Here is a 15,328-nt window from a genome sequence, read left to right as displayed (position 1 = left end):
GGATCAGTTGGCGGAGACTTCGACCGGCTTACCGGCGTTGTCGAGCGTGTTGCTGGTGATGTCGCCCTGTTCGGCGAGCCAGCGCTCGGCGTCGATGGCCGCGCGACAGCCGGTGCCGGCCGCGGTGATGGCCTGGCGGTAGGTGTGGTCGACCAGATCGCCCGCGGCGAAGACGCCCGGCAGCGAGGTGTAGGTGTTCGGGTCGTTCACCTGCACGTAGCCCTCGGCGTCGAGGTCGACCTGGCCGCGGACCAGTTCGCTGCGCGGGTCGTGGCCGATCGCGACGAACAGGCCGGTCGCGGCGAGTTCGGAGGTCTCGCCGGTGCGGGTGTCGCGCACGGTCAGGCTGGTGACGCTGTTCTCGCCGTTGACCCGCACCACCTCGGAGTTGAGCTGGAAACGGATCTTCTCGTTGGCGCGGGCCCGCTCGAGCATGATGCGCGAGGCGCGGAACTCCTCGCGGCGGTGCACGATGGTGACGCTGGCGGCGAACTTGGTGAGGAAGGTCGCCTCTTCCATGGCCGAGTCGCCGCCGCCGACCACGACGATGTCCTGGCCCTTGAAGAAGAATCCGTCGCAGGTGGCACACGCGCTCACGCCGCGGCCGAGCAGCTGCTGCTCCCCCGGGACGTCGAGGTAGCGGGCCGCGGAACCCATGGCCAGGATGACCGCGTAGGCCTCGTGCACCTCGCCGCCGACGGTGACCTTCTTGATCGGGCCGGACAGGTCCAGCGCCTCGACGTCCTCGGTGCGGATGTCCGCGCCGAAACGTTTGGCCTGCTCACGCATCTGGTCCATCAGGTCGGGGCCCATGATGCCGTCGCGGAAACCGGGGAAGTTCTCCACCTCGGTCGTTGTCATCAGCGCACCACCGAACTGGGTGCCCTCGAACAGCACCGGCTCGAGTTCGGCGCGCGCCGCGTACACCGCTGCGGTGTACCCGGCCGGGCCGGAGCCGACGATGATCAGGTCGCGAACTTGCGTACTCATGAGGCCCTTCCGAAGAAAAAGTTTCAACAGGCGTGTCGGTCAACAACAGGGTAAACGCTGTTGTTCCCGCCCCCGAACGGCCAGTACACGGTGTGAGCGGGACCGCAGGTGGAATCCGGCTCAGCCGATGTCCTGTTGCACCAGCACGTGGGCATTGCCCGGACCGCAGTCCCGGCCGACGATGAGCGCGGTGATCTTCGGCGAACTCGGGCCGGTGAGCAGGATCAGTACCGCGGATTTGCCGTGGTAGGTGGCGTTCGTCGCGCCGAGGATCGACCGATCCAGCCCGGCCGCGTTGACACAGCCGACCAGGGCGGCGTGATCGGCCAGCGGACCGCTCAGATCGCGGCGGCCCATCGCGCCGAGCAACTGGGAGACCGGCAGATCGTCGGAGATGTCGACGTCGTCACCGGACTGCGGAGTGGGGAGTGCGGTCGGCGGACTCTGCGGACTGCGCATGGCGTCCACCGTGATCAGGGATCCGGCGACCACGACGACGGCCGCGGCCGCCGCGGCGAGCCAGCGCCAGCGTCTTCGACCGGGGCGCAGAGGGATCGGCGCCGCGGGCTCGACGGGCTCGAGCTCTTCGGTATCGGGGTGTTCGGCGTCCAGGGCGGGCAGGGGACGCGTGCTGGGCGGGCCCTGCGCCGGGCGGGCAAGCGGCAGGCGGTGCACGGTGGCGACGTGTTCGGGGCTTTCGGGGGCGGGTGTGGCCGGTTCGCCCGAACATGCCGGGCCGCCGGTGGCGAGCTGATCGAGCAGGGCGTCGAGCCGGGCGGTGACCTGGTCGGGCATCGGGTGCAGGATCGTGGGTTCGCGGCCCAGATTCCGCAGTTCGGTGGTCACATCGTCGAGCGAGCGCAGGAATCGCAGGGCCTCGGGATCGCGCCGGATCTGCGGCCAGAGCCGATCGGACAGGTCGGGGGCGACATTGTCGGCGTGCAGATCCGCCAGCAGATCCGTGGAGAAGGGAGGTCGCGGAGTTGCCATCGAACCTCCTGTGTCGTCCGGACCGCTCACTCCGGTGCGGCGCTGATGCTCGGCGGATTCGCCTGTGTCATCCATCGCCTCTCCGGATCGGGCCGTGTTGAATCGGGCTACTCGCCGACTCCGTTACGCGCGGAGCCCGCCAGTATGACGGAATTCGTCCGTCACTAGTAATGACGCATCTCGACTACATCCGGTTCCCGGGATTCCGCAGGAATTCCAACTCCTGCTGGAGTCGTTTGCGGCCGCGGGCGCACCGGCTCTTGATCGTCCCCTCGGCGACGCCCAGCAACTGCGCCGCATCCGCCACGCTATACCCTTCCATGTCGATCGCCACCAGCGCGGCGCGCTGATCGTCGGGCAGCCGCATCAGCGCGCTGTCGACCAGCATCGATACCTCCAACCGAGCGATGTCGTCGCGCTCGACGACCGGTTCGGCGACGCTCTCGTCGGACAGCGACACGCTGTAGCGGGACTTGTTGCGCCGCATCCGATCCAGACAGGCGTTGAGCACGATGCGATGCAGCCAGCTGCGTACTTCGGCATCACCCCGGAACTTCGCGGCATTGCGGTGCGCGGACCACAGCGCGTCCTGTAGCGAATCGGCCGCATCCTCCTGGATCCGGCAGGTTCGCAGGGCCAGTTGCCAGAGGTGGTTGTAGTGTCGGCGGAACAGCACGCCGAAGGCATCGCGATCACCCGCGACATGGGCGTTCAGAAGTTCGATATCGGTGGCCGTGTCCAGCTCGATCGGGCGTCTGCCCACAGCGGACGCCTCCGACGTCCCCCCGGTGGATCGCTCGATCGCTTCAAACGGCAACACATACCCCTTGGCACAGCGCTCTCGACGGCACGATGCCCAGTTTCGGACAACTGCCCATACCCGCTCGTCCGGGGCCGCGTGGTCAGATCCCGGGAAGCTCCCCTGCCGAGAGCGCGCTGCGAATCATATCGGCAGGTTCGAAGGGCAGGCAACCAGAACGATCAGCGGGCCGCTTCGTAGCGGATATCGGCGATCTGCGACTGGTACTGGTTGCCGGTGTGCGCCAGCGAGGTGATCCAGATCAGCACGTAGCCGACCGGCTGATCGCTGTGCACGGGAATGTTGGTCACGCCGTTGCCGAGGGTGACCTGGCCGATCAACTGGGTCTGGTCGAGCGTGGGCGAGGCGGTCGGCGAGGTGCGGATCTCGACGACCGTGCCCGCGCTCGGGGAATTGATGATCACCTTGGTCAGCTTGCTCGGGCTGCCCAGGGTGGTCAGGATGCCCACGCCCTTCTTCAGGGAGGGGAACTGCTGGAAGTACTGGTCGGTGCGCCACATGGTGGTCGGATTGCCGTCCAGTACCGCCGAGACGTGACTCGGATCGTCGGGGGTGCCCTCGGGGGAGAACACCGTGGCCGCGGTCGTCGGGACCGGCACCCCGGCACCGGCGGAGACACTGCTCGCCGGTGCCGAGGTGGCGGCGTTGGACGGTGCGGGGGCCACCGCGGCGGTGGTCAGACCCAGTTTCTGCTGGTCTTCCAGCGGGGCGTTGGAGGACGACGGCGCGAAGACGCTCAACAGCCACCAGATGATCACGCCGACCACCAGCGCCGCCAGCACACCCAGCCCGACCAGGATCCACATCATCCGCTGCGAGCGTTCCTTCTCCGCGGCGAGCAGTTCCGGATCGGCCAGGGATTCGTCGGGTAGCGCCTGGGCCCGCTGACCCAACCGCAGCACCGGGATGAAATCGGTCTTCTGATCGACCACCGACGCCTGTTCCAGGACGTGCTGCACCGTCGCGGCGGTGCGCACCCCCTTGTTCGACTCCAGTGAGCGCACCGCGACCGCGGAGATCTCGAACGGGGTCTCCGGGCGGATCTGGCGCGGTTCGACCGGGGTGCCGTCGGGACCGAAATCGGCCAGTTTCAGCCCGCCCACGGTGGCGGCGGTACCGCTCACCCCGCCGGTGCGGATCGGCCAGCGCGCGGTGATCAGGGCGTACAGCATCGCGCCCAGACCACGCACATCGGACTGCGCGTCCGAATCGGCGAGGGTGCCGGGGAAGGCCAGCACCGCATCGCCGGACGCGCTGATCCGGACCCGGTCCGGATGGTCGATGGACAGCGAACCGCCGCCGCGATGGGCCAGTTCGGCCGCCGCGGCCAGGGCCCGGACCGCGCGGGCGGCCCCGATCGGCGAGGGCCTGGTCTCGGCCATCTCGCGCAGTGACCGTCCTGGGGTCCACTCGGCCACCACGATGCCGCCGGAACTGCCGCGCACCACGTCCAGCACGCGGGCCAGGCCCGGGGAGTTGATCCGGCCCAGTCGCAGGGTGCGGGACAGGATGGCCTGCGGTCCGTCGTGCCCGGAGTTGTCCGCGGACTTCTGATCGGCGTCCACGAAGGTCAGCGCGACCTCGCGGTCCAGTTTCACGTCCAGGGCCTGCCAGAATCGCAGACCGCGGGCACCGCCGCAGTCGGCCAGCAGCCGGTAACGGCCACCTGCGACCGACGCGCCCGGGATCAGCTTCGGACCGCGCTGCGATCGCTTGGACGGCGATTCGACACGCATCGGCGGCATCTCGGGGGAGGCCACCGGCAGCATGCCGGTGTCGTAGGTCGGATTGTGTGGTGGTTGGTCCTGTGCCTCGGCGAATTCCGTCCCGTCACCCGGATCATCCGGGGGAACCTCGCCGGGCACGACGTCCTCGGTGCGCACCGCGCTCGCTGCGGTGGCATCGGCTTGCGCGGCAGGGACGCCGCCCGCCGCATCGTCGCTCACCCTCGTTCCTCCTTCGCCCTGGTGTGTCGAAGTCCCATATGCCGACGGCGCACCCGGCTCGTCGCCGACCCGGCCGAGCCCCGGAGCTGCGGAAGAAGTGAAAATCTCGTCTCCGCGAGCACCGGGTTCGGCATTTGCGTTTCTCTGCCGAACAGGGTACGGGAACTCACCCCCGCCGGTACGGTCAACCGCTTCTGGTCGTATGACCGGTAGGACCATCGTCTGTGCATCGGTGTAGGGGTCGTACCGGTAGTAGTACGGCTGCGCGGTTTCGGGCCGCGGCAGCAGTGTGGTCTCGTGGTCGTCGCCCGCCGGGCCCTCGAGATCGAGATCCGGCGCGGGCGGGGTGAAGCCCAGCTTGCGGGAGATCGCGACCGTGATCGCGACGATCTCCGGAATGCCGACCAGACGCATCAGCCCGAACGCGACACCGAACATCACGATGCCGTCGACCCCGACCCGGAACAGCGAACCCAGACCGTGATGCAGCCGCGACAGCCCCAGCAGCTGATCGACGATCAGGGTGACCGCCGCCGCGGCGACCGAGGCCAGCACCACCCGGGTCACCGTGCGCCCGACGTTCGACATGCGTAGATCGCCGAGGCTGCGATGCAGCAGCCAGCCACCGATGACCGCACCCGCCAGGAATCCCAGTCCGGTGGCCATGCTCAGCGCCATCACGACCTGGTCCGGGCTGACCACCAGCGGTGCGATCACGCAGATCAGGATCTTCACCGCGGTGATGCCCAGGATGATCCAGGTCGGCGTCCACGCCTGTTCGCGCGCGTAGAAGACGCGCAGATGGATCAGCACCAGCGCGTACGGGATCAGGGTGAAGGCCGACCAGCTGACCGCCTCGCCCAAGCGGTGCGCGTTGTCGTGGCCGAAATGACCGTAGCCGTACAGCACCTCGCCGACCTGCGGCCCGGCCACGGTCAGGAACAGCACGACCGGGACCAGGGCGATCATGGTCAGCCGGGTCGCGGCGCCGAGGTCGTCGACCACCGCGGGGGTGTCGTCGTCGGCGGCGTTGCGGCTCAGGCGCGGCATGATCGCGGTGAGCACGGTGACGCCCAGCACGCCGTAGGGCAGCTGCAACAGCAGCCACGCCTGGTTGACGATCGCGGGCCCGGCCACGTCCCAGTGCGAGGAGACCCGGGTGGCGAACACGAATCCGGCCTGACTGATCAGCACGTAGAGCACGACCGCGCTGGCCATGGTGCCGAACTGTCGGAGGCGGGCGTCCAAACCCCACAGCGGCCGCAGATTGATTCCGGTGCGTCGGATAGCCGGGACCATGCTCGCGACCTGGACGAAGACACCGAAGGTAATGCCGAAGCCGAGCAGCAGCAGTTTCGGCTGGCCCATCCGGACCGGGTCGAGTGAGATCTCGCCGGGCAGCACCATGTACAGGCCGAGCACGACCAGCGTGGTGAGATTGTTCAGCACCGGAGCCCAGACGCCCGGCTTGAAGATCTCGTGTGTATTGAGCACCGCCATCAACAGCGATGACATGCCGTAGAACAGCACGGCCGGGATCAGCAGATAGGCCAGCGCCGTGGTCAGGTCGGTACTGACCTTGCCGTCATGGGTCAGGAACAGGTACCTGGTCAGCACCGGAGCCAGTGCGGTACACACCACCGCCGCCGTGCCCAGCAGTACCAGGGCGGTGGTGAACAACCGCCGGATGAACGCCTCGCCGTGATCGGAATCCTCTTTCTGAGCACGGATCAGCGTCGGGACAACGAAGGCGGTCAGCACCGCGCCCAGCACCAGCTGTTCGATCATCGTCGGGATCTGGCTGGAGACGGTGTACGCACTGGCGACGGCCGGGCCGAGCGCCATCAGCAGCAGCGCCTGCTTACCGAATCCGGTGATGCGACTGATCAGGGTGGCGATCGCCATCGAACCGGTGGCGCTGAGCAGACGTGAATTCGCGCTCGCCGGTTTGGTTTCGGGCTGCGGTGCGGTCGCGGTGGCCGTGCCGGATTCGGTCCGTTCGGTGCGTGCGGGGATGCGTTGCGGTCCGGACCGCGAGTCGGCGGCCGGGCGGCGGCCGGTCTGCGGTCCGCCCGGTGGGGTCCGGCGGCCCTGCGGTCCGGGTTGTGCGCCCGGACCGGTCCGCGGTCTCCTGCCTTCGGGGCCGTCGGGCGCGGACCGACGGATCGGACCGCTGTCCGGTGCCGGTGGTCTGCCGCGCGGCGGGACGCGTCGGCCCGCGCCGGTCGGTGGCTGCTGGTCCGGCCCGATCGGACCGGAGGCAGGTTGGTCCGGGGCTGTCCGGCGTACCGGTCCGCCCCGTGACCTGCGCATTGATCCGCTCGGCGGGCCGGGGTCGGCGGACCGGCGGTCCGGGGGTGACTGTCGGTCCGGGGGTGTCTGCCGCATCGATCCGGTCGGCGGGCGTCGGTCCGGACCGGGCGAACCTGTCCGCCGGGCTTGATCGTCCGGGGGCATCTGGTCCGCGCCGCCCGGGGGCACGCGACGCATGGTCCCGCTCGGCGGGCGTTGATCGTGGCCGCCGCGACGGACCTGTCGGGTGGTCTCGTCGGAGGGTGTGCGGTCCGGGGGAACCCGGCGCATCGTGCCGCTGGGTGGGCGTTGGTCCGGACCGGGCTGACGTGTCCGCCGGGTCGGTTCGTCCGAGGGTGTCTGGTCCGCGCTGCCCGGAGGGACACGTCGCATGGTTCCGCTCGGCGGACGTTGATCCGGTCCGGCGGGACGAGGCTGTCGCGCGGGCTCGTTCGGAGACGCTTGCTCGGATTCGTTCCGCGGCACCCGTCGCGTGGTTCCGCTGGGCGGGCGGCGGTCGGGTCCGGGTGGCATCTGATCGGAGGACCCGGGCGGAATCCGGCGCGCGTTCTCAGGCGGCATCCGGTCGGGCTCGCCCGGAGACACCCGGCGCGTGGTTCCAGCGGGCGGCCGCTGATCGGCCTCCCCTGGCGGCACCCGTCGCATGGTTCCGCTGGGCGGGCGTTGGGGGGTCCCGTTCGGGGGGACGCGTCGCAGGGTTCCGCTGGGGGGACGCTGGTCCGGACCGGGTTGCCGGTCGTCCGGGGGACGACGGTCCGCACCGTTCGGCGGGGACTGGCGGATGGTGCCGCTGGGCGGCGACTGGTCCGGAGTCCGCCGATCCGCCGGGACACGTCGCGGCCCGTTCGGCGGAACCTGTTCCGGCCCACGCGGATCGGACTGCGAGATCTGCGGAATGGGTCCGGTCAGCGGCACCCGCAGCGGCCGGGCCTCCGGCTGATTTCCCGGCTCACCGAACTGGTCCGGTGCGCTCCCCCGCTCCCACGGCGCGGCGGGCGGGCGTCGCCGGGACGAATCGTCTCCGGCCGGATCCGCGCGGCGAGGGTCGTCGTATTCACTCATCGGACCCCCGGCGTCGGGCGGACGGGCCCGGACGCGTCGGCGAAATCCAGGCGCGACGGGACACCCCGAGCGGTCGTGCCGTCCGCTCGATCACTGTTGTGCCTCATGGTGTCTCCTGTCGCTGCAGGACCCGTGAGCGCGCACGCAGGTATTTGTTCAGCCTGCGTCGTTTCCCCGGGTCCAACCCCTCGTCGGCCGGATCGGGCTGTCCCCGGAAGCGCCGCCACAGACGACGACCGGCCAACAGGAACAGCAGTGCACCGGCACATGCGGTAATTATCGCCAACGCTGAACCGTATGCGTTGGACCGTACCTTGACCGAGGTGGCGTTGCCGAGCGCGATCCCGTCGGGTGTGGTAAGGGAGATCGGGATCGTCAGGCTGCGGCTGTCGCTGACCTTCGTCGGGATCTGGAACGACCGGGTGCCCTCCGCGGGCAGTGTCTGCTCGCCGATATCGGTGATGTCGGTGCCGGACGGGACGCCGATCTTGAATCGGATCCGGGCCGCGACGGGCAGTTCGTTCCGCGCGACCAGCAGCAGCGGACTCTGCTCCGAGGCCAGCGTGTACACCCCGCCCGGGGGCAGCACGGTGACCGAGCGGAACAGTCCGTCCAGGGCCGTGGTGGTCTGATCCAGCCGACGTTGCGCGGCGGTGTCGGCCTGCGAACCGGTGCTGGTCCGGTCGGACAGCGACAACGAACGCACCAGATCGTCCCGCAGCGGGGTCAGGAAGGTGCGCGGGGTCGGCTCCTGCTGCGGCACCTCGACCAGGGTTTTCATCAGATCGGTGATCCGCCCGGCCTGGAGCTGAACCGGCGCGATGAAGGTGTTCGGCACCGCGTCGGTGGTCGCGCCGGAGGAGTACCGCACCTCGTAGGAATGCGAATCGGCTTGTGCGGCAAGCAGATCCTGGAACGAGCGCGGTGTCGCCAGCCCGCTGTGGACCAGGGTCTGCAACTGGGTGAGCAGTGTGCTCGCCTCGTCGCGGTTGGCGCTCCACTGCTGCGGCGGCATGAGCAGCTGGGACCGCGGGCGGTTCGGCTGCGGATTGAGCGCGGTCCACGACATCGCGCCGAGTGCGTCCTGGAGGCGGGCGGTCCGGGAGTCCTTGGACACGTCGTAACGCACGTTCTCGGGCGTGAACGCGGGCGTCGGCGGATTGGAGCCGACCGCGGCCAGGGCGGTGGCGGGCCAGATGTCGAAGGTGGACACCTTCATCCCCGGATCGGCCGTGACGGTGGAGGTCCCGTTCGCGGGCGCGGCGGCCGCGGGCGGCGTCGGACCGGGCAGTCGCACGGTCGAGGGGGCCGCAGTGCTCGAATTCACCGAGACCGGCGTCGCGGTGTGCACCGAGGAACCGGAACTGCTCGACGTCCCGGCGGTTCCGGCGGGTGCGACGGCGTTGTCGGCCAGCACCGCGGAGGTGAAACCCTGCTGGCCGAGCATCGTCGCGGCATCGGCGTCGAAACTGCCGGATTCGGGCAGGCTCACTCCGTGCACGGATTTGATCGACAGGATCTGGTCGACCAGATCGGCGGGCGAGGTGATGGCACGGGCGGTCAGCGCCGCATCGTGCACCGCGGCCAGCGCGGACAGGTCGACCTGCGCGAACGGCAGGCTGACGGTGCACATCGTCGAGGACAGCGCGCGCAACCGGTTCAACCACGCCTTGGCGGCGTCGGTCCCGGTGCCGTCGCGGGTCGGGCCGTCCGGGTCCGACGGGCTGGCCAGCACGCGATATCCGGTGGTCATATCCGACACGGTGAGCAGCAGATCGGGATCCACGGCCAGGCACAGCGCGTTCGCGAGGTTGGCGCCGGTCCCGGCCGAGTCGGGGTGCACCGCGGATTCCAGCGCGCCGAGCAGTTGATCGAGGCGACCGCCGGTGGCCAGTTCACCGGCCAACTCGTCGTCGGTGAGCAGGGCCTTGCCGTTGACCGAGCCCGGGATGCCGGCGACCAGGCGCGGGCGGTCGGCCAGCGGCCACAGCATGGTGGTGGCGACGGGGGCTTCGGTCGGGGCCGACACCGGCGGTGTGCTCTTCGGATCCGAATCGCCCGGCAGGCCGAGGATCGGCAGCAGGAAACGCGCGTCGTCGAGGCGGGCCTGACCACCGTAGGCGGGCGTCCCGTTGACGTTCAGCAACAGCGGATACACCCCGGGTGCGGTGATGTCGAGCGACGCGCTGCCCTTGCTCGCGGCGCGCACCCCCATCCGCAGCGTGAACTGTTTGCGCTGCCCGGGATTCAGCTCCCGCGCGACGTCCACGAACGGCGTGTTGACCGTATAGCTGGACTGATCCAGCCGCAGCGCCGACCGCAGCCCGCGCGGATCGGTGATGGCACCGGTGCGCTGGGTGCGGATCTCGATGTCGTCCACCACCCGATCCCCGATATTGGTGACCGTCCCGGCGATGGTGACCACGGCATCGCTGCTGGTGGTGACCGTGTTCGGAGTGACGGAGTCGAGGGTGAGCTTGAGGAATTTCGGCGTCGAGGAGGCGTCGCCGATCCCCGTCGGTTCGGCGGTGGCCGGGCCGCTGAGCCCGATGTTGAGCACGGCCAGTGCCAGCGCGGCGACCAGCGCCGCCCAGCGGTTTCGAGACAGTGTGCGCGCCCGCGCCTGGGAGGCGTCGATGAGCTGACTCATTGACGCCTCCGACCCGCATGCGTCATTGTTTGCCGTTCTCCATCCGGTCGATCAGGCGGTTCGCGACCTCCGCCAGCCGACGCTCATCGGCGTACGCCAGCCGGGAATCGAGGTCGGTGAGCGGAACCCAGGCAACCTGGGTGACTTCTATATCGGCGTCGGACAGTTCGCCGCCGACCGAGCGCATCAGATAGTGGTGCACCGTCTTGTGTACCCGGCGGCCCTCGGTGACGAACCAGTAATCGATACTGCCGAGTTCGGCGACGACGACACCGTTGATCCCGGTCTCCTCGGCGACCTCGCGTACCGCGGTCTGTTCGGCGGTCTCGCCCTGTTCGATATGTCCCTTCGGCAGCGACCACAGCAGTCGCCCGCGCCGGTCGGTGCGCCCGATCAGGGCGGCGCAGCGTTGTTCGCGGGGCCCGTCGAGCCCGTCCACGACCAACCCGCCCGCGGAGGTTTCGCGCACGGTGCGCATCCTCGGTATGGCCGCATTACCGGCCGAACCGCGGCGCCGGGGTTGGCGGCGTCGACTGTTCGCGCGATCGGCCGGAGACACCCGGTCAGTCTAACGGCGTCTTCGGCCTCCGCTCCGCTACGGCGGGTTTGCGGCCCGCGAGCTCGCCGTCGGCCGGAACACCTGCCGGTGGGAGTGGCGCGGCCCGGTCAGTAAGCTGCGTGGCTGTGGTTTCGCCGAAGTCCGAGGATGTAGCCGTACCGGTCCCGCTGTCGCCGGAGGATCGGCGTACGAGACTGCTCGCGTCGGCGGCGATCACGCTGGGCCGGGTGTCCGATGTGCTGACCCCGCTCGGTGAGATATTCGCCGCACACGGGCATCAGCTGTACCTGGTCGGCGGCAGTGTGCGGGACGCGGTGCTCGGTCGGCTGGGCACCGATCTGGATTTCACCACCGACGCGCGGCCGGAGATCGTGCAGCAGTTGATCCGGGGTTGGGCCGACAATCTGTGGGACACCGGCGGTTTGGCGTTCGGCACGGTCAGCGCGTCCAAATCCGGTTGGCAGCTGGAGATCACCACATTCCGCAGCGACAGCTACGACCGTGTCTCGCGCAATCCCGAGGTGACCTTCGGCGACACCCTCGAGGCCGATCTGATCCGCCGCGATTTCACCGTGAACGCGATGGCCGTGCGGATCGGCGCGGACGGCGCGCTGGAGTTCGCCGATCCGCTCGACGGCATGTCCGCGCTGCTGGCCGGCGTGCTCGATACCCCTGCGGCGCCGGAGGATTCGTTCAACGACGACCCGCTGCGGATGTTGCGGGGCGCGCGTTTCGTGTCCCAGCTGGGTTTCGAACTCGCCCCCCGGGTGCGGGTCGCGATCGCGACGATGGCCGACGAGATCGGCCGGATCACCGCCGAACGGGTGCGCACCGAACTGGACAAGCTGATCGGCGGCGAATACCCGACCGAGGGCATCGACATCATGTGCGAGACCGGGCTGGCCGAGCGGGTGCTGCCCGAGGTGCCCGCGATGAAACTCGAGATCGATGAGCATCATCAGCACAAGGACGTCTACGAGCATTCGCTGACGGTGCTGCGGCAGGCCATCGATCAGGAGCAGGGCGATCCGGATCTGGTGTTGCGCTGGGCGGCGCTGCTGCACGACATCGGCAAACCGCCGACCAAACGCAACGAGCCCGGCGGCGGCGTGAGCTTCCACCACCACGAGGTGGTCGGCGCGAAGATGGTGCGAAAACGTATGCGCGCCTTGAAGTATCCGAAGCAGTTCACCGAGGACGTGGCCCGCCTGGTCTACCTGCACCTGCGTTTCCACGGCTACGGCAAGGGTCAGTGGACCGATTCCGCGGTGCGCCGCTACGTCACCGACGGCGCCGAACTCCTGCCCCGCCTGCACAAACTGGTCCGCGCGGACTGCACGACCCGCAACAAGCGCCGCGCCGCCGCCCTGCGCGCCACCTACGACGATCTCGAGGTGCGCATCGAGCGGTTGCAGGAGCAGGAGGATCTGGCGCGGGTGCGCCCGGATCTGGACGGCAACGCCATCATGGAACTGCTCGGTCTGGAGCCGGGGCCGCAGGTCGGGCGGGCCTGGAAGTATCTGAAGGAGTTGCGGCTGGATCGCGGTCCGATGACGCGCGAGGAGGCCGAGGCGGCGCTGACGCAATGGTGGCGCGCGGGCGGGCAGTAGCCGCGCTCAGAAGATGATCAGCGTCGTCCCCGCGACGATCGCCGAACGCATCTGCGCCAGATCGAACGAGCCGACGATCTCGGGCACGTCGACGTGGAATCGCACCAGCTCACCCTCGCGTTCGGCGGTGCGCACCGAAATCTGTTTAGGCAGGTTGCTCAGCGGTATCGGGGTCACGGCGAACGCCCGCCGCGGAATCCGCACCCCCAGCCAGCTCGCCTGTCGCACCCGCACGGTGAGCAGATCGTTGGTCACCGAGGCGTCGACCAGCGCTCGGATCCGCAGCCGCCGGTGCCGGGCGGTGATCAGCCCGTCGGGGCCGATGCCCAGCCGCCAATCCAACTGCCAGGTGTTGAGCCAGCCGATCAGGGCGGCGGTGCTGATCGTGCCGGTGATGTCCAGATGGGTGCTGCGCAGTTTCGTCGGCACCCCCGGAATCAGCCGCATCCCGTGGCCGACGACGGTCATGTGCTCGATCGGATGCCGATTCCAGCGCAGTCCGCGCAGTACCGCCCGGGTTTCGAAGTGCGCGCCGCGGCGGCGGGCCTCGAGGGATTCCAGGGTGGCGGTCATATCGCTGCCGAGCAGGGTCGCGCTGATCACCTGACCGCCGAATCGGCTCAGGATGCCCTCGCTGAGCAGCGTCATCAGCACGTCGGGCAGCAGTGCGGTGACCGCGCCCGCGCCGAAGTCGGCGAACGGGTCGAGCCAGGCGGTGGTGAACGAACTCCACTGTTCGAACCAGCCCGGGTCCAGCAACCGCCTGCCGAGGCCGACGGCCCGCAACGGCGACCAGGATCGCGGATCGAAATAGGTGGCCATGATTGCTTCGAGCGTACTGGCAACCGGTGACATCCGGCGTTCCTGATATGTCACACCTCCCGAGTTAACTGGCGATTAATTCCGCAGCTTCGGAGGATTCGCCATTGTTCGACCGTATCTGCGGAACTATTCTCGACTGATGCCCGACCTGCGGATTCGTGATGCCGCCGAACTGCTCGGAGTCAGCGATGACACCGTGCGCCGGTGGATCGATACCGGCGTGCTGGACGCGCACAAGGATGCGTCCGGACGCCTGGTCATCGACGGCAAGGATCTGGCGGCATGGGCGGTCGCGCAGGCGCGGCCGCCGCAGGTGACCCTCGGCGGGGCCAGTTCGGCCCGCAACCGCTTTCCCGGATTGGTCACCGATGTGGTGGTCGACGGGGTGATGGCACAGGTGGAGATGCAATGCGGCCCGTTCACGGTGATATCCCTGATGAGCAGCGAGTCGGTGCGGCGGCTGGGGCTCGAGCCCGGCAGCGTCGCGGTGGCGAGCGTGAAGGCGACCACGGTGGTGGTCGAAACGCCGTGAGGTACGCGCGGCGCGCGGGGGTGTTGCTCACGGCCGCGGCCCTGGGCGCGGCGCTGACGGCCTGTGGTTCGAGCGATTCCGGCGGTTCGACGACGACGGTGACGGTGTTCGCCGCGGCCTCGCTGAACAAGGTGTTCGCCGATCTGGGCAAGAAGTTCGAGTCCGAGCATCCGAATACCAAGGTGAGTTTCTCCTTCGCCGGTTCCTCGGATCTGGCCGCGCAGCTCAACCAGGGCGCGCCCGCCGACGTGTTCGCCTCGGCGGATACCGCGAACATGCAGAAGGTGGTCGAGACCAAGCGGATCACCGAGACGCCGAAGAATTTCGCGACCAATGTGCTGACCATCGTCACCCCGCCCGGCAACCCGAAACATGTTGCGAGCCTTACCGATCTGGTCAAACCGGATCTGAAGGTGGTGGTCTGTGCGCCGCAGGTGCCGTGCGGTTCGGCGACCAAGAAGGTGGAGTCGGCCTCGCACGTCACCCTGCACCCGGTCAGCGAGGAGTCCGATGTGACCGACGTGCTGGCCAAGGTCACCTCCGGTGCCGCCGACGCCGGTCTGGTCTACGTGACCGACGCGTCCGGCGCGGGCGACAAGGTCACCGCGGTCTCCTTCCCGGAGTCGTCGGGCGCGGTCAACACCTATCCCATTGCCGCGGTTGCCGATTCGAAGCACGCCGACCTGGCGAAGCAGTTCGACGAGCTGGTCACTGGTCCCGAGGGCCGCGCGGCCCTGGCGAAGGCCGGATTCGGCGCCCCGTGACCGTCGGCGGACAGCATCGTTCGACGGCCGCGGCGCTATCGCATCGACCGGTGAACGATGCTGTCCCCGAACACTTCCCGCCGCTCGGACGCTGTGGGATGGGTGTCCCGGTCCGTATGGTTCGGGCCGTGCGCGGGACGTGTTCGGGTCGGTATCGCCACGGGCAGCGGGGAGCCGACTGCAAACCGTGTGGTCCGGACACAATCGGACGCGCGGGAACAGGAGGAGTCCTGTCCGGACGGGTGCGGTCCGGACAGAGGACAGCGGCGG

Annotated in this window: 10 protein-coding genes; 3 read left to right on the top strand and 7 right to left on the bottom strand. The window is 69.0% G+C overall.

Features of this window, described 5'->3' with window-relative positions:
* Positions 1–3 precede the first annotated feature (3 nt).
* The 6 genes from trxB to NRB20_RS29965 all read right to left on the bottom strand — a co-directional run bounded on the left by trxB (position 4) and on the right by NRB20_RS29965 (position 11,330).
* Entirely contained in the window at positions 4–990 is a 987-nt protein-coding gene (trxB, locus tag NRB20_RS29990; protein ID WP_153414776.1) for a thioredoxin-disulfide reductase, read from the bottom strand.
* 120 nt (positions 991–1,110) lie between these two features.
* Positions 1,111–2,055: a hypothetical protein gene (locus NRB20_RS29985; protein ID WP_153414775.1), complete on the bottom strand. Its 945-nt coding sequence runs from the start codon at positions 2,053–2,055 to the stop codon at positions 1,111–1,113.
* A 109-nt stretch (positions 2,056–2,164) separates the two neighbouring features.
* Positions 2,165–2,743 carry an RNA polymerase sigma factor SigM gene (gene sigM / locus NRB20_RS29980; RefSeq protein ID WP_319945578.1) on the bottom strand — a complete coding sequence of 193 codons (579 nt, stop codon included), beginning with the start codon at positions 2,741–2,743 and terminating at the stop codon, positions 2,165–2,167.
* 218 nt (positions 2,744–2,961) lie between these two features.
* Positions 2,962–7,059: a lipid II flippase MurJ gene (locus NRB20_RS29975; RefSeq protein ID WP_319945577.1), complete on the bottom strand. Its 4,098-nt coding sequence runs from the start codon at positions 7,057–7,059 to the stop codon at positions 2,962–2,964.
* Between the two features lie 1,165 nt (positions 7,060–8,224).
* Positions 8,225–10,771, bottom strand: coding sequence for a DUF6049 family protein (locus tag NRB20_RS29970; protein ID WP_153414774.1), 2,547 nt, complete (start codon positions 10,769–10,771; stop codon positions 8,225–8,227).
* Positions 10,772–10,793: 22 nt separating this feature from the next.
* Positions 10,794–11,330, bottom strand: coding sequence for an NUDIX hydrolase (locus NRB20_RS29965; RefSeq protein WP_319945576.1), 537 nt, complete (start codon positions 11,328–11,330; stop codon positions 10,794–10,796).
* 125 nt (positions 11,331–11,455) lie between these two features.
* Between NRB20_RS29965 and NRB20_RS29960 the strand changes: the two genes are divergently transcribed.
* Complete coding sequence (locus NRB20_RS29960; RefSeq protein ID WP_406603894.1) at positions 11,456–12,940, top strand: CCA tRNA nucleotidyltransferase; 1,485 nt, start codon at positions 11,456–11,458, stop codon at positions 12,938–12,940.
* 6 nt (positions 12,941–12,946) lie between these two features.
* Here the strand turns inward: NRB20_RS29960 and NRB20_RS29955 are convergent, their stop codons facing one another.
* Positions 12,947–13,762, bottom strand: coding sequence for a hypothetical protein (locus NRB20_RS29955; RefSeq protein WP_153414772.1), 816 nt, complete (start codon positions 13,760–13,762; stop codon positions 12,947–12,949).
* A gap of 139 nt (positions 13,763–13,901) precedes the next feature.
* On the opposite strand from NRB20_RS29955, the gene NRB20_RS29950 reads away from it, so the two are divergent.
* Together NRB20_RS29950 and modA are read left to right on the top strand one after the other, a co-directional pair.
* Positions 13,902–14,294: a TOBE domain-containing protein gene (locus NRB20_RS29950; RefSeq protein WP_227834007.1), complete on the top strand. Its 393-nt coding sequence runs from the start codon at positions 13,902–13,904 to the stop codon at positions 14,292–14,294.
* Positions 14,291–15,058 carry a molybdate ABC transporter substrate-binding protein gene (gene modA / locus NRB20_RS29945; protein ID WP_319945575.1) on the top strand — a complete coding sequence of 256 codons (768 nt, stop codon included), beginning with the start codon at positions 14,291–14,293 and terminating at the stop codon, positions 15,056–15,058. Before NRB20_RS29950 ends, modA begins: the two co-directional genes overlap by 4 nt.
* Positions 15,059–15,328 lie beyond the last annotated feature (270 nt).

It is taken from the genome of Nocardia macrotermitis (genome assembly GCF_009604405.1).
Classification (GTDB): Bacteria; Actinomycetota; Actinomycetes; order Mycobacteriales; family Mycobacteriaceae; genus Nocardia; species Nocardia macrotermitis.
The sequence above is the reverse complement of the archived record's forward strand: the minus strand, read 5'-3'. Positions and strand labels throughout refer to the sequence as shown.